Annotated in this window: 9 protein-coding genes and 1 pseudogene; 5 read left to right on the top strand and 5 right to left on the bottom strand. The window is 61.0% G+C overall.

Annotation, left to right across the window (positions count from 1 at the left end; all coding sequences use genetic code 11):
* Positions 1–1,461: 1,461 nt before the first annotated feature.
* The 3 genes from ACSDR0_RS45930 to ACSDR0_RS45920 all read right to left on the bottom strand — a co-directional run bounded on the left by ACSDR0_RS45930 (position 1,462) and on the right by ACSDR0_RS45920 (position 6,924).
* Positions 1,462–1,641 carry a hypothetical protein gene (locus ACSDR0_RS45930; protein WP_435295287.1) on the bottom strand — a complete coding sequence of 60 codons (180 nt, stop codon included), beginning with the start codon at positions 1,639–1,641 and terminating at the stop codon, positions 1,462–1,464.
* A 205-nt stretch (positions 1,642–1,846) separates the two neighbouring features.
* Positions 1,847–6,442 (bottom strand): HEAT repeat domain-containing protein, encoded by a 4,596-nt coding sequence (locus ACSDR0_RS45925; RefSeq protein ID WP_435295286.1) that lies wholly within the window; start codon positions 6,440–6,442, stop codon positions 1,847–1,849.
* Positions 6,439–6,924 carry a CU044_2847 family protein gene (locus ACSDR0_RS45920; RefSeq protein WP_435295285.1) on the bottom strand — a complete coding sequence of 162 codons (486 nt, stop codon included), beginning with the start codon at positions 6,922–6,924 and terminating at the stop codon, positions 6,439–6,441. The genes ACSDR0_RS45925 and ACSDR0_RS45920 overlap by 4 nt, the downstream gene beginning before the upstream one ends.
* Before the next feature lie 216 nt (positions 6,925–7,140).
* On the opposite strand from ACSDR0_RS45920, the gene ACSDR0_RS45915 reads away from it, so the two are divergent.
* From ACSDR0_RS45915 to ACSDR0_RS45905, 3 genes are all read left to right on the top strand, one after another.
* Positions 7,141–7,353: a hypothetical protein gene (locus ACSDR0_RS45915; RefSeq protein ID WP_435295284.1), complete on the top strand. Its 213-nt coding sequence runs from the start codon at positions 7,141–7,143 to the stop codon at positions 7,351–7,353.
* Positions 7,354–7,475: 122 nt separating this feature from the next.
* Positions 7,476–8,423 (top strand): restriction endonuclease, encoded by a 948-nt coding sequence (locus ACSDR0_RS45910; protein ID WP_435295283.1) that lies wholly within the window; start codon positions 7,476–7,478, stop codon positions 8,421–8,423.
* Between the two features lie 304 nt (positions 8,424–8,727).
* Entirely contained in the window at positions 8,728–8,907 is a 180-nt protein-coding gene (locus ACSDR0_RS45905) for a hypothetical protein (RefSeq protein WP_435295282.1), read from the top strand.
* 61 nt (positions 8,908–8,968) lie between these two features.
* On the opposite strand, the gene ACSDR0_RS45900 is transcribed toward ACSDR0_RS45905, so the two are convergent.
* Positions 8,969–9,973 (bottom strand): hypothetical protein, encoded by a 1,005-nt coding sequence (locus ACSDR0_RS45900; RefSeq protein ID WP_435295281.1) that lies wholly within the window; start codon positions 9,971–9,973, stop codon positions 8,969–8,971.
* A 259-nt stretch (positions 9,974–10,232) separates the two neighbouring features.
* On the opposite strand from ACSDR0_RS45900, the gene ACSDR0_RS45895 reads away from it, so the two are divergent.
* Positions 10,233–11,123 carry a Shedu anti-phage system protein SduA domain-containing protein gene (locus ACSDR0_RS45895; RefSeq protein ID WP_435295280.1) on the top strand — a complete coding sequence of 297 codons (891 nt, stop codon included), beginning with the start codon at positions 10,233–10,235 and terminating at the stop codon, positions 11,121–11,123.
* Between the two features lie 304 nt (positions 11,124–11,427).
* Here ACSDR0_RS45895 and ACSDR0_RS45890 read toward each other — a convergent pair.
* Positions 11,428–12,665 (bottom strand): annotated as a pseudogene (locus ACSDR0_RS45890) (IS110 family transposase).
* A gap of 534 nt (positions 12,666–13,199) precedes the next feature.
* On the opposite strand from ACSDR0_RS45890, the gene ACSDR0_RS45885 reads away from it, so the two are divergent.
* A complete protein-coding gene (locus tag ACSDR0_RS45885) occupies positions 13,200–15,749 on the top strand; it encodes a tetratricopeptide repeat protein (protein WP_435295279.1) in 2,550 nt (849 codons plus the stop codon).
* Positions 15,750–15,970: the final 221 nt, after the last annotated feature.

Raw genomic sequence — 15,970 nt, 5'->3', positions numbered from 1 at the left:
AGGAGGGTAGGGGGACGGACGTGCCATGACTCGATCCTCTCAAGGAATCGAGCCTCCATCAGACCCGGACCGCTTCAGATCCCTCCTCGCTCTCAGAGTGGTCAGAGTAGAGAACGTGACCGACATAGACAGCGATCATGACTCTGGGGGATGAAAACCGGTACCCAAACTGCAACCCGCGCAGGGTTCGAGTTGCGCGCCGCGCCCGCCTTCGCCTGCCTGATCATTCCGTCTGCCTCGACCCACTGCGAAGCGGTACCAAGCCGGCGACGGAGGGGTAAGTCTGTCTTTGCGTGTCCGTTTACCCGTCGCTGTTCCTCGATCATGGGATGCCAACCTTCACAGACGGGCTTGAGCCGGAGAAGCTGGCCTGCTGGGCTTGCCTGGGTCGAAGCAGACGGAATGATCAGGTCTATCTCAACCAGATACAGCCCTGTGGTCGCGTACCAGCGATCATCCTAGAGTCGAGTGCCCCCGCCGGAGGCATAGCGGTTTTCAAGAGGGCTACATCCCAAGAGAGCAAGGCGGCTCTGAGCAGGGCAGGAACCTTCCTCTTGGCGCTAGCCATAGAAGATCATCCCGCATATATCTCGCGTGCCCGGTTCGATACCTTGACGATGTGTCGATCAGCGAACGCCATCTGTCAGCCGAGGAGCAAGCCGTCATCCTGGCTCTTCTCACGCAAGATTTCCCTGGCGTGGATGAACTTCGCGCTCAGGTCCCTTCGGCAATCGTGACCGGAGGGTGTGGGTGTGGATGTGCAACGGTGGATCTCCGGGCAGGAACAGGGCCGCGTGCCCTCGCCTCCCCGGTACAAGACGGAGTGCTGATCTCCGCCAGCGTGCGCGGGCGCGATGACGGTGTTTTGCTCTTCGTCGAGGACGGTCACCTTTCGTACCTTGAGGTCTACACCGTCGATGACGAGTCGGCTCCGCTCCCGCGGCCTGAAGATCTCACCGTTGCCCCGCTGGGCCCCTGAGGGGCATGTCGTGGAGGCGACAAGGCTCAGATTCGACTCGTGAACCTACGGATTAAAAGTATGCGGACTTAGAGTCTGCCAATGCCGCAGGCTATCCATTTCTTTTAGACCGCCCGGATTTGCCGCTGTCAAAGTCCCCGCTAGTAGTGCGCAATGCCGTCCTGTATCGCGTACCAATGAGCAACCGCCGAGCAGCCATCAGTTACCCCGTCGGGTTTATCCAAACACGATTGCGCACTCTTAACGTGCGTCCTGGCCAGAAGCGTCCAAGCTGCCAAGGCATTGGGGCTGAACCTCGATGCCGGGGGTCAGAGGAACCTCTTTTGCGTGTGCTGGTGTCAGGATGAGAACTGCGTGCGTCTGTCGATGAACCAAGAAGTCGTGACCCTCGTCGCCGACCCGGGCATGGTTCTCGATGTCCATCCGTCCGGCTAAGGGGCGGCAACCACTCAGGTTTCGCTAGCGCCACTCGGCGGAGTCCTTCACGAGTATTCACCTGCCGCTTGAACTGCGTGGATGGAATTTTCAGGAGGCACAACCGCGCCCATCAAGTCCTTGCCCAGGCGGCCCCGCTGCGTTCCGTCCCCGAGCCGATCACCGATCAAGAACGAATCGCGAGCTTGGCCGTCCGCCAGCGAGATCGGCTCGGCGGAATCCTCCATGAGTACTCACATCCATCTTGAACTGCACGGATGGAATTTCGGCCGGGACAGGTTCGCCAACCTCGATCGACCTGGCCAACCACCAAGTCCATCGCAGAGCGATCCTCGGGGGCATCAACAAGTACCAGATCGCCAGCTGACGCCGCCGCGAATCAGCAGGCTAAGCGTCGAATCCAGTTATTGAGCCCCACAGGCCCTGCCGACCTCACCGGCTGCGCGTTCCTGGTGACCGGCCTGATCCTCGTCCCCGAGGCGATTTGAGTCTCGCGGCCTGTTCCGGATGTGCCTGGTTCAAGGCTTGTGCGGCCTTCTGTCTGGCCTCGTGTGACAGCGTGGCCTCGCCCCGGAGCCAAGAGAGCACCTCGGTCTCCTTGTGCGTGGCGAGGATGTCGATCGCGTTGATCCGGGCGCCGTCGCCGGTGTGGGGGTTCATGATCAGGTTGACGAGGTCGCCAGCGAAGTCCAGTTGCTCAAGCAGTTGGGTGGCGGTTCTGCGCGCGTCGATCGTCGTGGTGGGGTCGGTGGCGAGTTCGGCCAGTAACTGGGTGCCGCGGGAGTCGCCGAGGCGTACCAGGAAGTGGGCGGCGCGGCGGCGGGTGTAGGAGTCCACGGAACGGCTGCCGACAAGGGAGACGAGAACCTCCTCGCCTCGTGGTTCGCCGAGCCAGGCCGCCTCCTCTGCGGCCCAGCAGCGCAGCGTGCTGTCGGAGCCCGCGTCCTCGGCGATCAGCGAAAGCTCGCCGGTGGCGCCCTGGAGCGCGAGCGACCTGATCGCCTGCCGGCGTTCCTCGAGGCGGGTCGCCGAGTTCATCGCGGTGGCCATCAGTTCACGGATGTTGTCCTGGTCGCGGAAGGTGGCGAGCGCCAAGCATGCCGCCTTCCGCATTTCCAGGTCGATCATCGCCGAGGCGGTTTCCAGTTGGGCGCGGACGCCGAGGGCGAGGTCCAGCGAGTCGAAGTCATGCGAGTCCTGGCTGGGCCGGATCTTTCGGACGGCCCTGCGTTTCGCCCGGGAGAGCCTGGCCGCGCGTGGATCGCCGATCATGCGGAGCCAGACCGAGGCTTCGCGTCTGATGGCCCTTCGCGGGTCCTGGCCGTGGGCGAAGGCGTACAGGAAGTCGGGACCCCGGGCGTCGTTGACGCGGGCGAGGGATCCGGCCGCCGGGCAACGGTAGTAGACGCTGAGCATGGTGTCGTACATGAAGTCGGCGAGTATCTCGTTGCCGCGCTTGTCACCCAGCCAGGCGAGCGTCTCGGCGGCGTAGCGGCGCAGATAGAAGTGCTCCGCGTCGTTGTCCGCCATGGCGTGGAGGAGATTCAGGTACGGGGAAAGATCGGCGGCTTCGCCCCGTGCCTCCGTTCCGGCCCGAATGAGTGCTTGGCACACATTCACGGTGCCGGGGCGCAGTATTCTGCCCTTCTGGGCTGGCGGAGGGGAAAGTTCCGCGGTGACCAACCTGCCCCTGGGGTCGCCCAGAGCGGTCAATGCGTCCGCGGCGGACTCACGCACCTTGGGTCCCACGCTGTCGTGCCGCGCGTAGGCGACCAGTGCTTCGAGACAGTGTGGGTCGGCGACGAGGCCGTCCGCCTGGAGTGTCGACAGTGCGACGAACAGAGCCGTTCTGGCCCGTTGCTGCGAATCCGGCGACTTGGATTCCGGTTTCCTCTCCTCATGCCGCACGGATCCGTCGAGTGACTCGAGAGTCTCGGCCGCCGCCAGCCGGAGATGCGAGCTGATCCGGGAGTTCCTGGTGAAGCCGATCAGCAGGTCCGTGTCCTGTTCGTCGGCCATGGCGATCAGCGCTTCCACGGCGTCCGCCCGCACGCTTCGATCACCCTTGTCCACGGCCAGCGCCACCAGGTTTGTCTTCGCCCCCAGATCGGCGAGCAGGGCCACGGCCTCGGTGCGCGTGGCCGCGCCCGCCCGGGTGTCCCGGACGATGGCGTCGAGGAGATCGGGCACCCGCGGGTTGCCCCCGCGCGCCAGGATCATGGTTCCTTGCAGGCGAATCCGCCCGCTGAGTGCGCTGTTCCCGGCGATGGACAGCAGCATGCGGGCCGCGCGCGGATCGTGGAGTTCGACGAGAAGGGCCAACGTCGCGAGCCGTTCGCTGATCGGGATGCCACGCCTGCCGGCGCTGGTGGCGAGGAGTTCCAGCCCGCGCGGGTCGCCTCGACGGCCAAGTTCGCGGGCGGCGCCGTCCCGGATGTCCTGCGGCATCGTGTCCGCTTCTGCGATCCTCACCAGCAGGCTGGTGCCGTCGGCCGCGCCCATCCGCCTTGGGAGAACCGCGTAGGCCAGGCTGCCCAGCTCGGCGGTGAGCGAGCGCAGGACGGCCCCGAGGAGGTTCATGGCGCGGTCGTCCCCCAGCCGGTCCAGGGCGACGCAGGCGTCGAGGCGGTCGAGAACGTCACGGTCGCGATTGACCGCCATCGCGGCCAGTCGGTCGGTGCCGCGGGTGTCGCCGGACTCCGCCAGGACGATCGCGGCCCGTTCCCGGATCTCCTCACCCGAACGTTCGGCCGTCATCACCCGGGCGACGCAGTCCCAGGCGCCGAGCCGGGCGAGCAAGAGGAGCGCTTGACGGGCCGCGAAGCCGTGGCCGACCGACACGGACGCGATGTGGGTCAGCGCCGCCGACGCCGCATCGGCCACGGCCGGTTCGGTCACCACGCCGTCGTCGAGGAGCGCCACCACGAATTCGCAGCCGGCCAGGCCGCCGCGTTCGGCGAGAGACCGCAGCGCGCCCGCCGTACGGGCCGGGTTCGGCCAGAGCACGATCAGGAATCTGGTGTACGAATAGCGCCAACCGGGCTGCCGCCATGTCTCAGCCACGCCCGGCCACGGCTGCCGCCATCGGTAGAAGAGGTGGTCGAAGGCCGCGAACGAGCGCGACTCGTCGGCGATCATCGAGCGTGCGGCCAGGTAGTCGCCGATGGTCTCGTGGACGAAGACGAAGTCCCCCCGGCGTTCGACCACCAGGCCGCTGCGTCGCAGGAGGTCCTCCAGGAACTTCTGCCAGCGTCCTTTCGGGATCTGCGGTGGCCTGTTGGCGGCCTCCCAGGCGACCAGCAGGTCCAGGGCCGGCTCTGGGGCACCGTCGTGCCTGGCCAGGGCCAGCCGGGCCAGCAGGTCCACCGAACGGTCGAGGACAGCGGCCACCGCCCGTACCGCTGTGGGTCCGTAGGGCCGGAAAGCGCTCTCGGCCTGCGCGTAGATGCCGCGGGTTCCCGCGACGTACTGCGGGCCGGCGAGCGCGTCGACGAACTGCTCATAGAGGTCGGCGAGGTCGGTCGGCAGGCGGCGGTCGGAGTCGATGCGGTGCAGCTGGCACAGCATGGTCGCGAGCATCGGCACACTCGCGATGTCCTCCAGGTTCGCGCGATCGAGCTCGCCCATCAGCCGCTGTGCGGCCTCACCGGTGTCGTCGAACCCAGCGAGCATCCGCTCGGAGAACCGCCGCAGCTGCTGCCTGCCGAACGGCCGCAACTCGTAACGCCCGGCGAGCCATCCGGCTCCCTCGGCCAGTTCCTCCGCCGGCAACGGCCTCGACGTAAGAACGAACCGGTAGATATCCGGGCCGCCGCCGCTCGCGACTCCGCCTAATTTGGTGACGACCGCCCGCCGGGATTCCGGATCGACGATGTCGTCCAGGCCGTCGACGAGCACCAGCCAGCGCACTCCGCGCATCGGCTCGGCGCCGAAGAACTCCGGCGGCCAGGCGTTCACGACGCCGACGGAGCTCAGGTCCGCCTCGACACCGGACGCGATCAGCTGGGGGAGCGGCCGGGCGTCCACCAGATCCGTGGCCTGGACGCGCACCGGGAGAACCGGTCCGGCCTCGCCGTTCAGCCAGTCCCGCGCGAGATTCACCAGGCCCATGCGAAGCAGGCTCGACTTTCCGATGCCGGGGCCGCCGAACACGAAGGCGTGCTCGGCACCGCCGAAGACCTCGGTGGCCGAAACCGTGGTCGGCGTTCCGAAGTCTGGTGCCGCGCGTCTGGCCTGCTGCTCTACATAGACGGCGGGAAGCCCGGCGTCGCCCGGCGCCGGATGGGGGTCGGCGAGGGCGGCCCGGACCGCGGTTTTGAGATAGTCGCGCAGGCCCGGCCCGGGATACTGCCAGCCGCCCGCGCGGATCTGCTCGTCGCTCAGAGTGGCCAGCCAGCCGGCGTTCCCCGGGCCGGACTCGTGCGGCTGGGCGTCGATCGCCTCCTCGGGAAGGTGGCGCAGGATGTCCGCGGCTCCCACCATGTGGGCACTGCCCCGATTGTCGGACAGGCACAACATTCCGCAGACAGCTCCGGTCCGCCGGTTCAGGACCGGGCTTCCGCTGTAGCCACCGGACACCGGAGTGCCGAGCACCCGATACGGTGTCCACAGCTCGTCGGCCAGCCGGGATGGCCCGGCGTAGTGGAACGTCGCCGACTGCCCGCCCCGGAACCGCCCCATCGGATGGCCGTACGCGATGAGGGGGTCACCCGTCTCGGCCTCCGGCGACAGGAGTACGGGCGGCGCGTCTGGCTCTTCCGGCGCCCACAGGAATGCCAGATCGAGGTCCGCGCCGTGGAACCAGGCCGGCACCGGCTCCAGGACGATTTTCCGGTTGCCGCCGAAGAGGGTGCCGGTGACCGCCTCGGGTAATTCGCCACGCGTAACCCCCAGCACATGCGCGCAGGTGGCGACGATGCGCGGCGCGACGAAGAATCCGGTGCCCAGATCCGAAGAATGCGAACCGGTGAACTCGAGCGCGACGACGGTGGAACGCAGGAAATTTTCCGTCGCCGTTTCGTCCGTCATGGTGTCGGGGCGGTCCATTCCAGGCTCACGGTCATCGTGGATTTCGCGCTCGCCTTTCCGATCACCGCGATGAATGAGCCCGATTCGACGACGACCTCGCAGCCGAACTGCACCGACACCTTCGACGCGTTGGTCGGCTGGAGGGCGGTGGAAACCTGCTGCGCGAAGGCGGCGAGGCTGTCGAGGACGTGTTTAAATTGGCGTTCACGTCCGCTGATGGGGGACTCGTCCCCGCGGTATCCGGGACTTTGCCCGTCCATGTCACGAGCTGCTATATAAAGCGTGTGCCCGTTCAACTCCACTGGCACTAATGTGTCCGCGTTCGTATCCCCTCGGTCCATGAACGGAGAGCTTAGGGCGTCGTCGTGGTGGCCGGGAGTGGTTTGGCTGGTTTCCAGCGCTTGTTCCTGTGGGGTGCGGAAACTCCGCCGTAGTGGTTTACCTGCGAGTTCGTGGCTCGAGCATGACGAGGTCTCGAGCATCCTGCTGACGGTGTCGTGGTCCTTCCTTTACCTCATCCTCGGGCGTGTCTTTCAGTTCCTGGTCCTGCTGGGTCGCGGTGACCGGGCCAAGACGGCCGAGATCGTGGTGCTTCGTCATCAGCTGGCCGTATTGCGCCGTCAGGTGAACTGTCCCGATCTCCAGCCGGGAGATCGGGTCGTGCTCGCGGCTCTGTCGTGGCTGCTTCCCCGCTCGTCGTGGAATCTCTTCTTCGTCCCCCCGCGACGTTGCTGCGCTGGCACCGCGCCCTGGTGACACGCCGCTGGACCTACCCGTCCAAACGCCCGGGTCGTCCCTCCACTCGTGCGGACATCCGGGAGGCGGTGTTGCGCCTGGCCCGGGAGAATCCCACGTGGGGCTATCGGCGCATCAGCGGTGAACTGGCCGGCGTCGGTCTTCGGGTGGCCTGATCCTCCTTGAGGCCTCCGAGAATCGGATGCCAAAAAACGGCATCCGATTCTCGCGTCCACCGTGCGCATCCGCTTCCCGCATCGGCTAAGCTTTGCCAAGGATAGCCGATCTAGGGAGGAACATGGCCGCGCCACAACCTGCACCTCCCTGGACCCTGACACCAGGCCAACGAATCGAACGTAAGCAGCTGCACGCAGAGTTCGGTGGTCGTACCCAGGGGGGCATCGGCCCGTCCAGCCGCAGCCCCAACGTGTTCATCTTCACCGACCCCATCGCCGGGGAGAAGCACGGCTATTTCGACGGTTGGATGCCTGACGGCCTGTTCCACTACAGCGGCGAAGGTCAGTACGGCGATCAGCGGCTAATGTCTGGGAACGCCAGCATCCTCAACCACAAGGCAGAGGGGCGCGCGTTACGTGTCTTCCAGAGCGCCCGCGGCATCGTCACTTACCTGGGACAGTTCGAGGTTGACGAGGACCAGCCCTGGTATGAGGCGGACGCTCCGGAGACGGGAGGCGGACCACTCCGGCGAGTCATCGTCTTTCGGTTACGTCCCGTCGATGCCACCGTGCAACCGCCACAGACCAGTCTGGCCCGGCTACTCCTTGACGCTCCTCCGGCGAACCATCCCGTGCTGGAAATGCCGCTGGAGCAGCACAACACGGAGCGCACCTTCGTTAACCCAGCCCGCGAGGTGTATGAGGCTGAACGAAAAGAGGCCAGCCTGGTCCAAGCCCTGGCTGACTACCTGCGCAACAAGGATCACACGGTCGGGCGCCAGCAGATCCTGCCCGCCGGCGAAACCCGCCCGCTGTACACCGACCTGTACGACCACAACCTGAAGCTGCTGGTGGAAGCAAAAGGCAGCGTTACCCGGGAAAACCTACGGATGGCGATCGGCCAACTGGCTGACTACGGCCGATTCCTCCCTGACGCCACCCGGGCGATCCTGCTGCCCACCAGACCAGCCCGCCAAGACCTAATCGAGCTGGCCCACGACCAAGGCATCGTGATCATCTGGCCGGAAGGGGAGGGCTACAGCAGCAGCAGCAAAGATATCGCCCTCTAGGAGCAGGGCTGAAGGGGGAGTTTGTTGTCCTCTCAGACCACATACCCCCAAGCATGCATGGAGCGCCGCGCAGTTGTTGACACCTCATACAGCTCTTGCAGGCGCTCCCTGAGTTGCGGCGAACAGGACCACAGACCGTTGCACCGGTCCGAGCCCTGCTATCGACGCACACAGCACACCGGGCCACAACCCAGGGGTCGATACCTACATGTACACAAGCACGGTATCTGCCTCCCGGTTGGAAGCGCAAAGCCACTTCCGTTGTCCGATGGTGCCCCCGCACCCTCGTGTTCCAGGAGGTCAGGTGCCTAAAGCACCGTCTCAGCCACCCGAAACCAAGCCCGACGAGCGGTTCACGCTCACGGTGTCTTGCCCGACGGCAGCCGTCGTCGCAATCGCTGCGGCGATCGTCACAGGACTCATGATCGCCAACGGCCTCGACCCCGTAGCGTTCCTTGAAGCGTTCATAAAACTCAAACCCTGACATTTCGGTGATATTCGCTGGCGCAGGTGGACCGTCAATTCAAGGCGGTCCACCGCGCTTTTTATTTCATATTTTTGAGAGCGTTACGCACGGCCGCGATGGAGGCCGCACCAAATGGCGCCTCAGGCAATCCAAACGATGCAAAACAACTTTCCTTCAAGCTTAAATCGAATGTTTTTGCGTCTAGAGATCTAGCTGCCAACAATTGCAGATGATCTCGCATAGCCCACGACGTAGCGTGTAGTGATGTATAGATAAATTGGCAAGATCGCGCTACGCTTATGTCTTCTACACAACGCGACTCACTAAGAGCCGCTTCTACAACACGCAATATAGCTGGTATCCATCCAGCCTCAATAACGTCTTCGATGGAAACAGGCGACGCATGAGGGTATGTGTACCATTTGTCACCTTCGGGTAAGTCGGGTCGTGCATTAGTCAAGTCAGTTCGAAGAGTCTGCGTTGGATTGAAAGTGTACCCTTCAAGGTCGTAAGGTTTCACTGGCCCGTCTCCACCGCAAATCCAAGGTGCGACAGGGTATGAGCGATCACTAAAATTATCATCCAGGCTTGCTAGCCATAATGCGCCAGCAAGTACTTGAGCAACGTCGATTGCCCATATTGAAGCCGTTGTCCCAACGGCTTTAAGTTTGATAGCCATCAATAGCGGCATCCAGCCTGCGCTTTCCATCAGCTCTTCTTCTATGGCTTCAGCGACGTACTCATCGGCTTCAGCATCAAGGAACTCTTGCGTCCATTCGACATCATTGTTTAAGTGGAATCCAAGAAGTGGAGGAGTTGCGCTCTGAGCAAGAGCATCAATAGCGCTCTCCGTCTCCCTACTAATATGTCCGAGAACGCAATTTGAGCCGATCACTATGGGCTCCTCCCTAGAGAAAACGCCTCCGATAGGTAGAACTACAATCGAATTCACAAAACCGCCTTTGAAAAATAGTGACTCTGCCTTTGATTGCGATATTTCTCCAGCTTTTACACGAGCTATGTTCATCATCAAAGGTGTCCAAAGCTCGCCAGGGTTTGCGATTGGACCATCGGCCGACTTCACCCATCCTTCACAGGCTGCTAGTAGCTGATCAGCACTACTAGCTGGGATGCAAACACGGAACCTTTTTCGAGGCACATCGACATAGAAGTGCTCATCTGGGCTATCAGGGCCATCTCTGTACGGATATATCACGCCTAGGCCATGTTTGTCTGGAACGATACGAGAGTCAGCAAGACATGATCGCCAGGCTTCCGCTGTTAAGTCACTCGATGAGGTCACGAGTCGACAATAATCGATGATGTTGTGGCATGCTAGCTTCATGATTGGTGACTTGCCGGGATGGCTTGATTCAGATACGAGCGGTTCAGGAGTAATAAACAAGGAAGCCTATGTAGAAGCACTGTCCGAGGAATGGTCTCGCCTCATCGCCAGTGATGTCTTTTATATAGAAAAGAACGCTCAAAAATTTTTGGAGCGTCATCCTAGCCTTGTGCCTGGAGCAAGTGGTCCAACGATGCGGACTGGTTGGATTCCTTGGCCGGCCGCCGTATTTACGCAACCGATTTTGCCTGGACTATCGGAGCGTCAGCCAGATTTTATGTGGATCGCCACTGACAGTGCTTACTTAATGCCGATCTGCGTGGAGATAGAGCGTCCAGACAAGAAGTGGTTTAATGCTAACGGCAACGTCCAGCACTCAGACTTAACGACCGCTCGTAGCCAGGTAGCCGCGTGGCGTGGTTGGTTTGCAGATCCGCACAACGCAGCTTCGTTTACTCGAATATATCAAGTACCTCGTGATATGGCAGAGAGAGTACTACGACCTTACTTCATCATAATTCATGGACGACGCTCAGAGTTTGACGGAAATCCGCGCACGCAAAGGCTAAGGGCGACTTTAACTGCGCCATTAAGCGATGAGATTCTCATGACGTTTGACGCTTTGAAGCCTGATGTTAACGCTTTGCCGTTTGGCACAGTAGGACTTACGCGAGATGGCGCTATTCACGCAATTTCGGCACCAGCAACATTTTCTTTCCCTTCCGGGTATAGTAACTATGTCATGGGCGTGCAAGGGTGGGAAAAAGCAATCTCGGAAAGTCTCGACTTGAGTGAGAGCGCCAAGCGCGAATTGATTGATTCGCTGGAGTCTATCCAATCCCGTCCGCCAGGAATAAGATTTTCTGTTGCTAGACGTCGCTCGACGTAGGTGACAAGAAATTCCGCTTTAGATATAAACTCCTGGCGCGGTACTGCGTTCAACCATACTTAATGGGCAGTGTCGGGAAATAGACTGTAGTGCCATCAATTATTCCGCCTGCTGGGCCTGAGGTACTCCAGTGGGCCAGGGCTGAGACATCCGATGGGCGGGGTGCATCAAGTCGGTCCGGAGTGGCCGCCGACGCGATCGGCGAGTTGTGGGCACGGCGGGATGCGCGTCGGTGGTTGCTCCGGCGCGCGGGGGTCTGGGGGCTGCGAAGCCCCCAGCGGTAACGGCGATCAGGTGGTGAGGCTCAACTGTGGGCCGTTGCGGGCTGCTGGAGGGTGGGGAACGCGGTGTGTTCTTGGTAGCTCTGGCGGGTGGTCAGGCAGTGAAACAGGCAACCCAGGAAGCGGTTGTAGAGGTTGCGTAGGGCGGTGGGTGGCGGTCGCCGTGGTGTTTGCGCCGGTCGTAATGGGCTCGGGCGCCGGGTGAGGCGGTCAGGGCGGCGAACGCCCAGACGTAACCCACCGCGGCCAGGCGGCGGTTTTCACCCTGCGGTGCACGACGGCGTGGCTGCGTCCGCTGGAGCGGGTGATGGGGGCTGCGCCGGCGTAAGCCTTGAGAGCTCGGGCGTCGGCAAAACGGGTGCGATCGTCGCCGATCTCGCCGAGCAGTCGGGCTCCGGACACCTCGCCCAGTCCTGGGAAACTGGTGATGATCTCGTAGTCGGGGTGGGAACGGAACGCGGTGACGGCGGCCTCGTGCAGAGCCGCGGCGCAAGAGCAGGTGGCATCGACGACGGCCAGCAGCGCCAGGGCCTGATGGCCGAAGGCTTCTTCGACCAGGGCGGGTTGGCGCAGGTGGTCGACACGCAGCCCGGCGTGGATCTTCTCGGTCCAGGCATCGAGGTGGTAGACGCGGCCGCTGCGCTTGAGGGCGGCGCGGATTTGCGGCCGGGTTAGCCTGCCGGCTGCGGCGGGGGTGGGGGCGATGGCCAAGTTGGCGCGTGCCTTCCGGCAGGTCACTCCGCCGTCTTGACCGGCGAACAGCTCCAGAAACGCCAGGAAGTACTCACGCAGCACCGAGCGCAGCTCGTTGCCGGTGCGGTGCATCCGCCAGATGGCGTCCTGCTGGGCACGAGCCAGCACCGCCAAGGCCCTGGACCTGGTGGGTGTCGGCCGGCAGCGGCCGGTGCATGGCCATGTCGGTGCGCAAGATGCCGGCTAGCACGATCGCGTCTTGGCTGTCGGACTTCTTGCGTGAGACCGCGTGCCGTTCCCGATAGCGCGAGGCGCTGATCGGGTTGATCGCGAACACCGGGCGGCCCGAGGCGCGCAGGCAGGCCACCAGCAGGCCGCGAGGCGTCTCGATCGCGACCGGAATCATGTCGTCCGCCTGGTCGCCGGCTTGGGCGAGTAGGTCCAGTAGTTCCTGGTAGCCCTGCACGGTCTCAGCGATCCGGCGTTGCGTGATCACCGTTCCGCTCTCGCCCACCAGCGCGACGTCGTGGTGGCGCTCGGCCCAGTCGATGCCGCAGAACACTCCCATGGTCACCTCCGCTGATCCGGTTACCTTTCTGCCCGTGGCGGAGTCACCCGGCGCCCTAATGACAAGGCTCTGCGGCCTACCATCCGATCAGCCGTTCGTGACCCCAGCGACCCGCACAGGCCCCGGTCTTGCTTCAGAGCTCACCGCTCATCAACGCACAGAAGGGGTACGGCCTGCACAGGCGGGCTCAGCCCACGATCCACCAGTGCGGGCACGCTCCACCTGGCCATTTCGGTAACAGTGCCAGTCTCAGCAAGAAGGACTCAAAGATTCCGGAACGAAGAAGGCATCCGTCACCCCGACCGGGGAACGCGCCCGCACCGTCATTAGGAACGAAGCGCCGGATCGTCGATCGCCCCCGACCATATGCGAAGGCCAACGACAGCATGGCGATCGCGAGGGCTGGAGCGAATGATGGCTCAGCAACCTTTTTCTACCCTCGTGCCCCGTTTGACCCAGTAACCTTATGTCGCAGCTTGGTTACATTAGTGGTTCATTGGGTGTATTGAACGAGATTGGGGTTATCTGTTTTCTATGAAGGTTGGGCGGCGTGTTAGATGGGCGATGACGGGTTCAGGCATGCTAGTGCCGGTTGCTATGGGGGTAGCAACGAACCGAGTCGAGGGGCCATTATGGCTGCAAGTAATCTGGTTCAGCACGGCTGTAGCTATAGCAGGAATTGGTCAATTGCTGGCGCGCCGAGCACCGGAATCGGTATCTGCTCGAAGCACCCCTAGCCGTCACAGTACGGCTCGTATTGATGGCCCGCCGAATTTTCATATTTCAGTGGGCTATTCTGAGTCGTCAAGCGAGGGAGAAGTTAGCCGGCCTGTAGTAGTAGGCGAAGTGCCACGTCAGCCGCCCGGGTTTCGATCACGTGCCGACCTGATTTCTCAGTTAAAGCAAGCTGCGAGTTCAGAGCAGCCAGCGCTGATATGCGCTCTCATTGGAACGCGGGGCGTAGGAAAGACGCAAGTGGCGGCAGAGTACGCGCGCTGGTGCGTTGCGCAGGGTTGGCCATTGGTGGCATGGGTGACAGCAGAGACACATGATCAAGTGCTGGCAGGCCTAGATGCAGTTGGCTCCGCGATCGGTGTGCGTTACGGGGAAGAAGACTCCAGGGAAACAGCTGCTCGGGTGCGTAATTGGCTGGCGGCGCAACAGGAACGATGCTTATTAGTGTTCGACAATGTTCCCAATGCAGAAGTGATACAAGAATGGCTGCCGGCCGTAGGTAAAACTCAGGTGGTTATCTCCAGTACTAGACAGAGCATAGAAAACCTAGGTGTAGCGGTACCGGTGGGTGTGTTCACCGAAGTAGAAGCGTTGACGTTTCTAGCTGAACGCACTGGCAAGCAAGATACGGATGGTGCTGCAAGATTGGCCAGTGAACTAGATCGTTTACCTCTGGCACTGGCTCAAGCGGCTTGGGTGATCCGGCAGCAGGGCTTGACGTATCACGTGTACTTGGAGCGACTAAAAGCAGTTGCACTAGATGATTTTTTAAAGCCGATTCCAGGTGAGAGCTATCCTCATGGTGCGGCTCAGGCTGTAACAATATCACTTGGGCAAATTGGAGGCCGCCGCAAGGCAAAGTTAGAGCGTGCGATTCTTGATTTACTATCAGTGCTTTCACCTGCCGGTGTTCCTCGTTCGTGGTTACATATGGCAGGCGAGTTGGGATTGCTGGGAAGGTCGCACAGAAAAGGGAAATCTTCTGCAGTGCAAATTGATGCTCTAGTAGGGATGCTAGCTGATGCCTCGCTCGTTGTCTTAAGTATGGACGGTCAAGTGATCGGCATGCATCGATTTATTCAGCGAGTAATCCAAGATGCCAACCGCAAAAACGGTGATTTACCTATGATTATAAGACGGGCGGCTAAATTGATTGACAAGCATGCCCCTGCATTAAAACGGGCATCACTGGATAGGCCGGAAGTGGAAATATTCGTAGAGCAGTCAGCAGTTCTATGGACGAATACCCATCGAGAGGTATCCTCTAAAAACGAACGGCAGCTCGGTGAATTTGTTCTCGATCTACAGAACAAGGCGGGAGAATATCTAAAAGAAGCAGGTGATATCGCTCGGGCGATTCTCTTGTTCGAACAGAATTTATCCGATCTTACTGGGATCATTGGTTCTGATAATCTGGACGCTTTTATAATCCGCAGTAATTTGGCGAGTGTTCATCAATCCGCAGGTCGTTTAGATGAAGCTATCGCTTTATTTGAATTGAACCTTACCGACTCCATGCGAGTGCTGGGGCCTGATCACCGGGATGTCATGGCCAGTAGAAATAACCTTGCAGATGCTTACCGGTCTGCTGGTCGATCTGATAAAGCTATCGCCTTGTTTGAGTTGAACCTCACTGAGGCCATACGAGTTCTGGGATCTGATCATGTAGACATTCTTGCTGGTCGTGGAAATCTAGCAAGTGCCTATCAGTCTGTAGGTCGTTTGGATGAAGCCATCAACCTACTCGAAAGCGCTTTAGTTGATACAGCTCGTGTTCTAGGGCGTGAATCATCGGAAAATTTAGTCGTTCGTAATAATCTTGCAAGTGCTTACCATCAGGCTGGCCGCTTTAATGAAGGTATCGCTTTGTTGGAGCAGAATCTTGTTGACTGCGCGCGAATTTTAGGTTCGGACCATCCGGATACTTTGGCAAACTGCAATAACCTCGCAGGTGCTTATGAGGCTGTTGGCCGCTTAGGGGAGGCTATCGCAATGCTTGAACAGAATCTCGCTTCGTGTAAGCGAGTTTTAGGTTCGGACCATCCTGATGTTTTAATTAACCGCAGTAATCTTGCGGGAGCCTATCAGGCTTCTGGTCGTTTTGATGAAGCTATCGCTTTGTTGGAGCAGAATCTTGTTGACTGCGCGCGAATTTTAGATTCAGATCATCCCGATATTTTAACAAACTGCAATAATCTTGCTATTTCTTATCATTCGGTTGGCCGTTTTGATGAAGCTATCGCGATGCTGGAGCAGAACCTTCATAACTCCATAAGAGTGCTCGGTTCTGATCATCCTGACACGATAAAAACGAAGGCCAACTTGAAAATAGCTCGTAGTCGACGATGAGTCCCAGTACCGAGGTGAGCTGACCGGTGGGGCGGCCCATACACGGCGGGTACCGTGGGCACAGCGTAAGTGTGGTGCGGCGGGCGGCCCGGCAAGCTGACCCGGAGCACAGGGCCGCCAGGCCCGAGACATCCGATGGGCGGCGGGTGTCAAGGGAGGCCGGTCCGTGGTGGCCGTCGACGCCTATGGCGAGGTGTGATCAGGAGCGTTGGGCGTCGGCG

This window comes from Streptosporangium sp. G11, from assembly GCF_051192615.1.
GTDB lineage: Bacteria > Actinomycetota > Actinomycetes > Streptosporangiales > Streptosporangiaceae > Streptosporangium.
This window is presented reverse-complemented; position numbering and strand designations above follow the sequence as displayed.

Bases quoted from the DNA above. Each gene is read 5' to 3' on its own strand.
- ACSDR0_RS45930 (WP_435295287.1), bottom strand. From the start codon at position 1,641: ATGGAGGATTCCGCCGAGCCGATCTCGCTGGCGGACGGCCAAGCTCGC.
- ACSDR0_RS45925 (WP_435295286.1), bottom strand. From the start codon at position 6,442: ATGACGGACGAAACGGCGACGGAAAATTTCCTGCGTTCCACCGTCGTC.
- ACSDR0_RS45920 (WP_435295285.1), bottom strand. From the start codon at position 6,924: ATGCTCGAGACCTCGTCATGCTCGAGCCACGAACTCGCAGGTAAACCA.
- ACSDR0_RS45910 (WP_435295283.1), top strand. From the start codon at position 7,476: ATGGCCGCGCCACAACCTGCACCTCCCTGGACCCTGACACCAGGCCAA.
- ACSDR0_RS45895 (WP_435295280.1), top strand. From the start codon at position 10,233: ATGATTGGTGACTTGCCGGGATGGCTTGATTCAGATACGAGCGGTTCA.
- ACSDR0_RS45885 (WP_435295279.1), top strand. From the start codon at position 13,200: ATGAAGGTTGGGCGGCGTGTTAGATGGGCGATGACGGGTTCAGGCATG.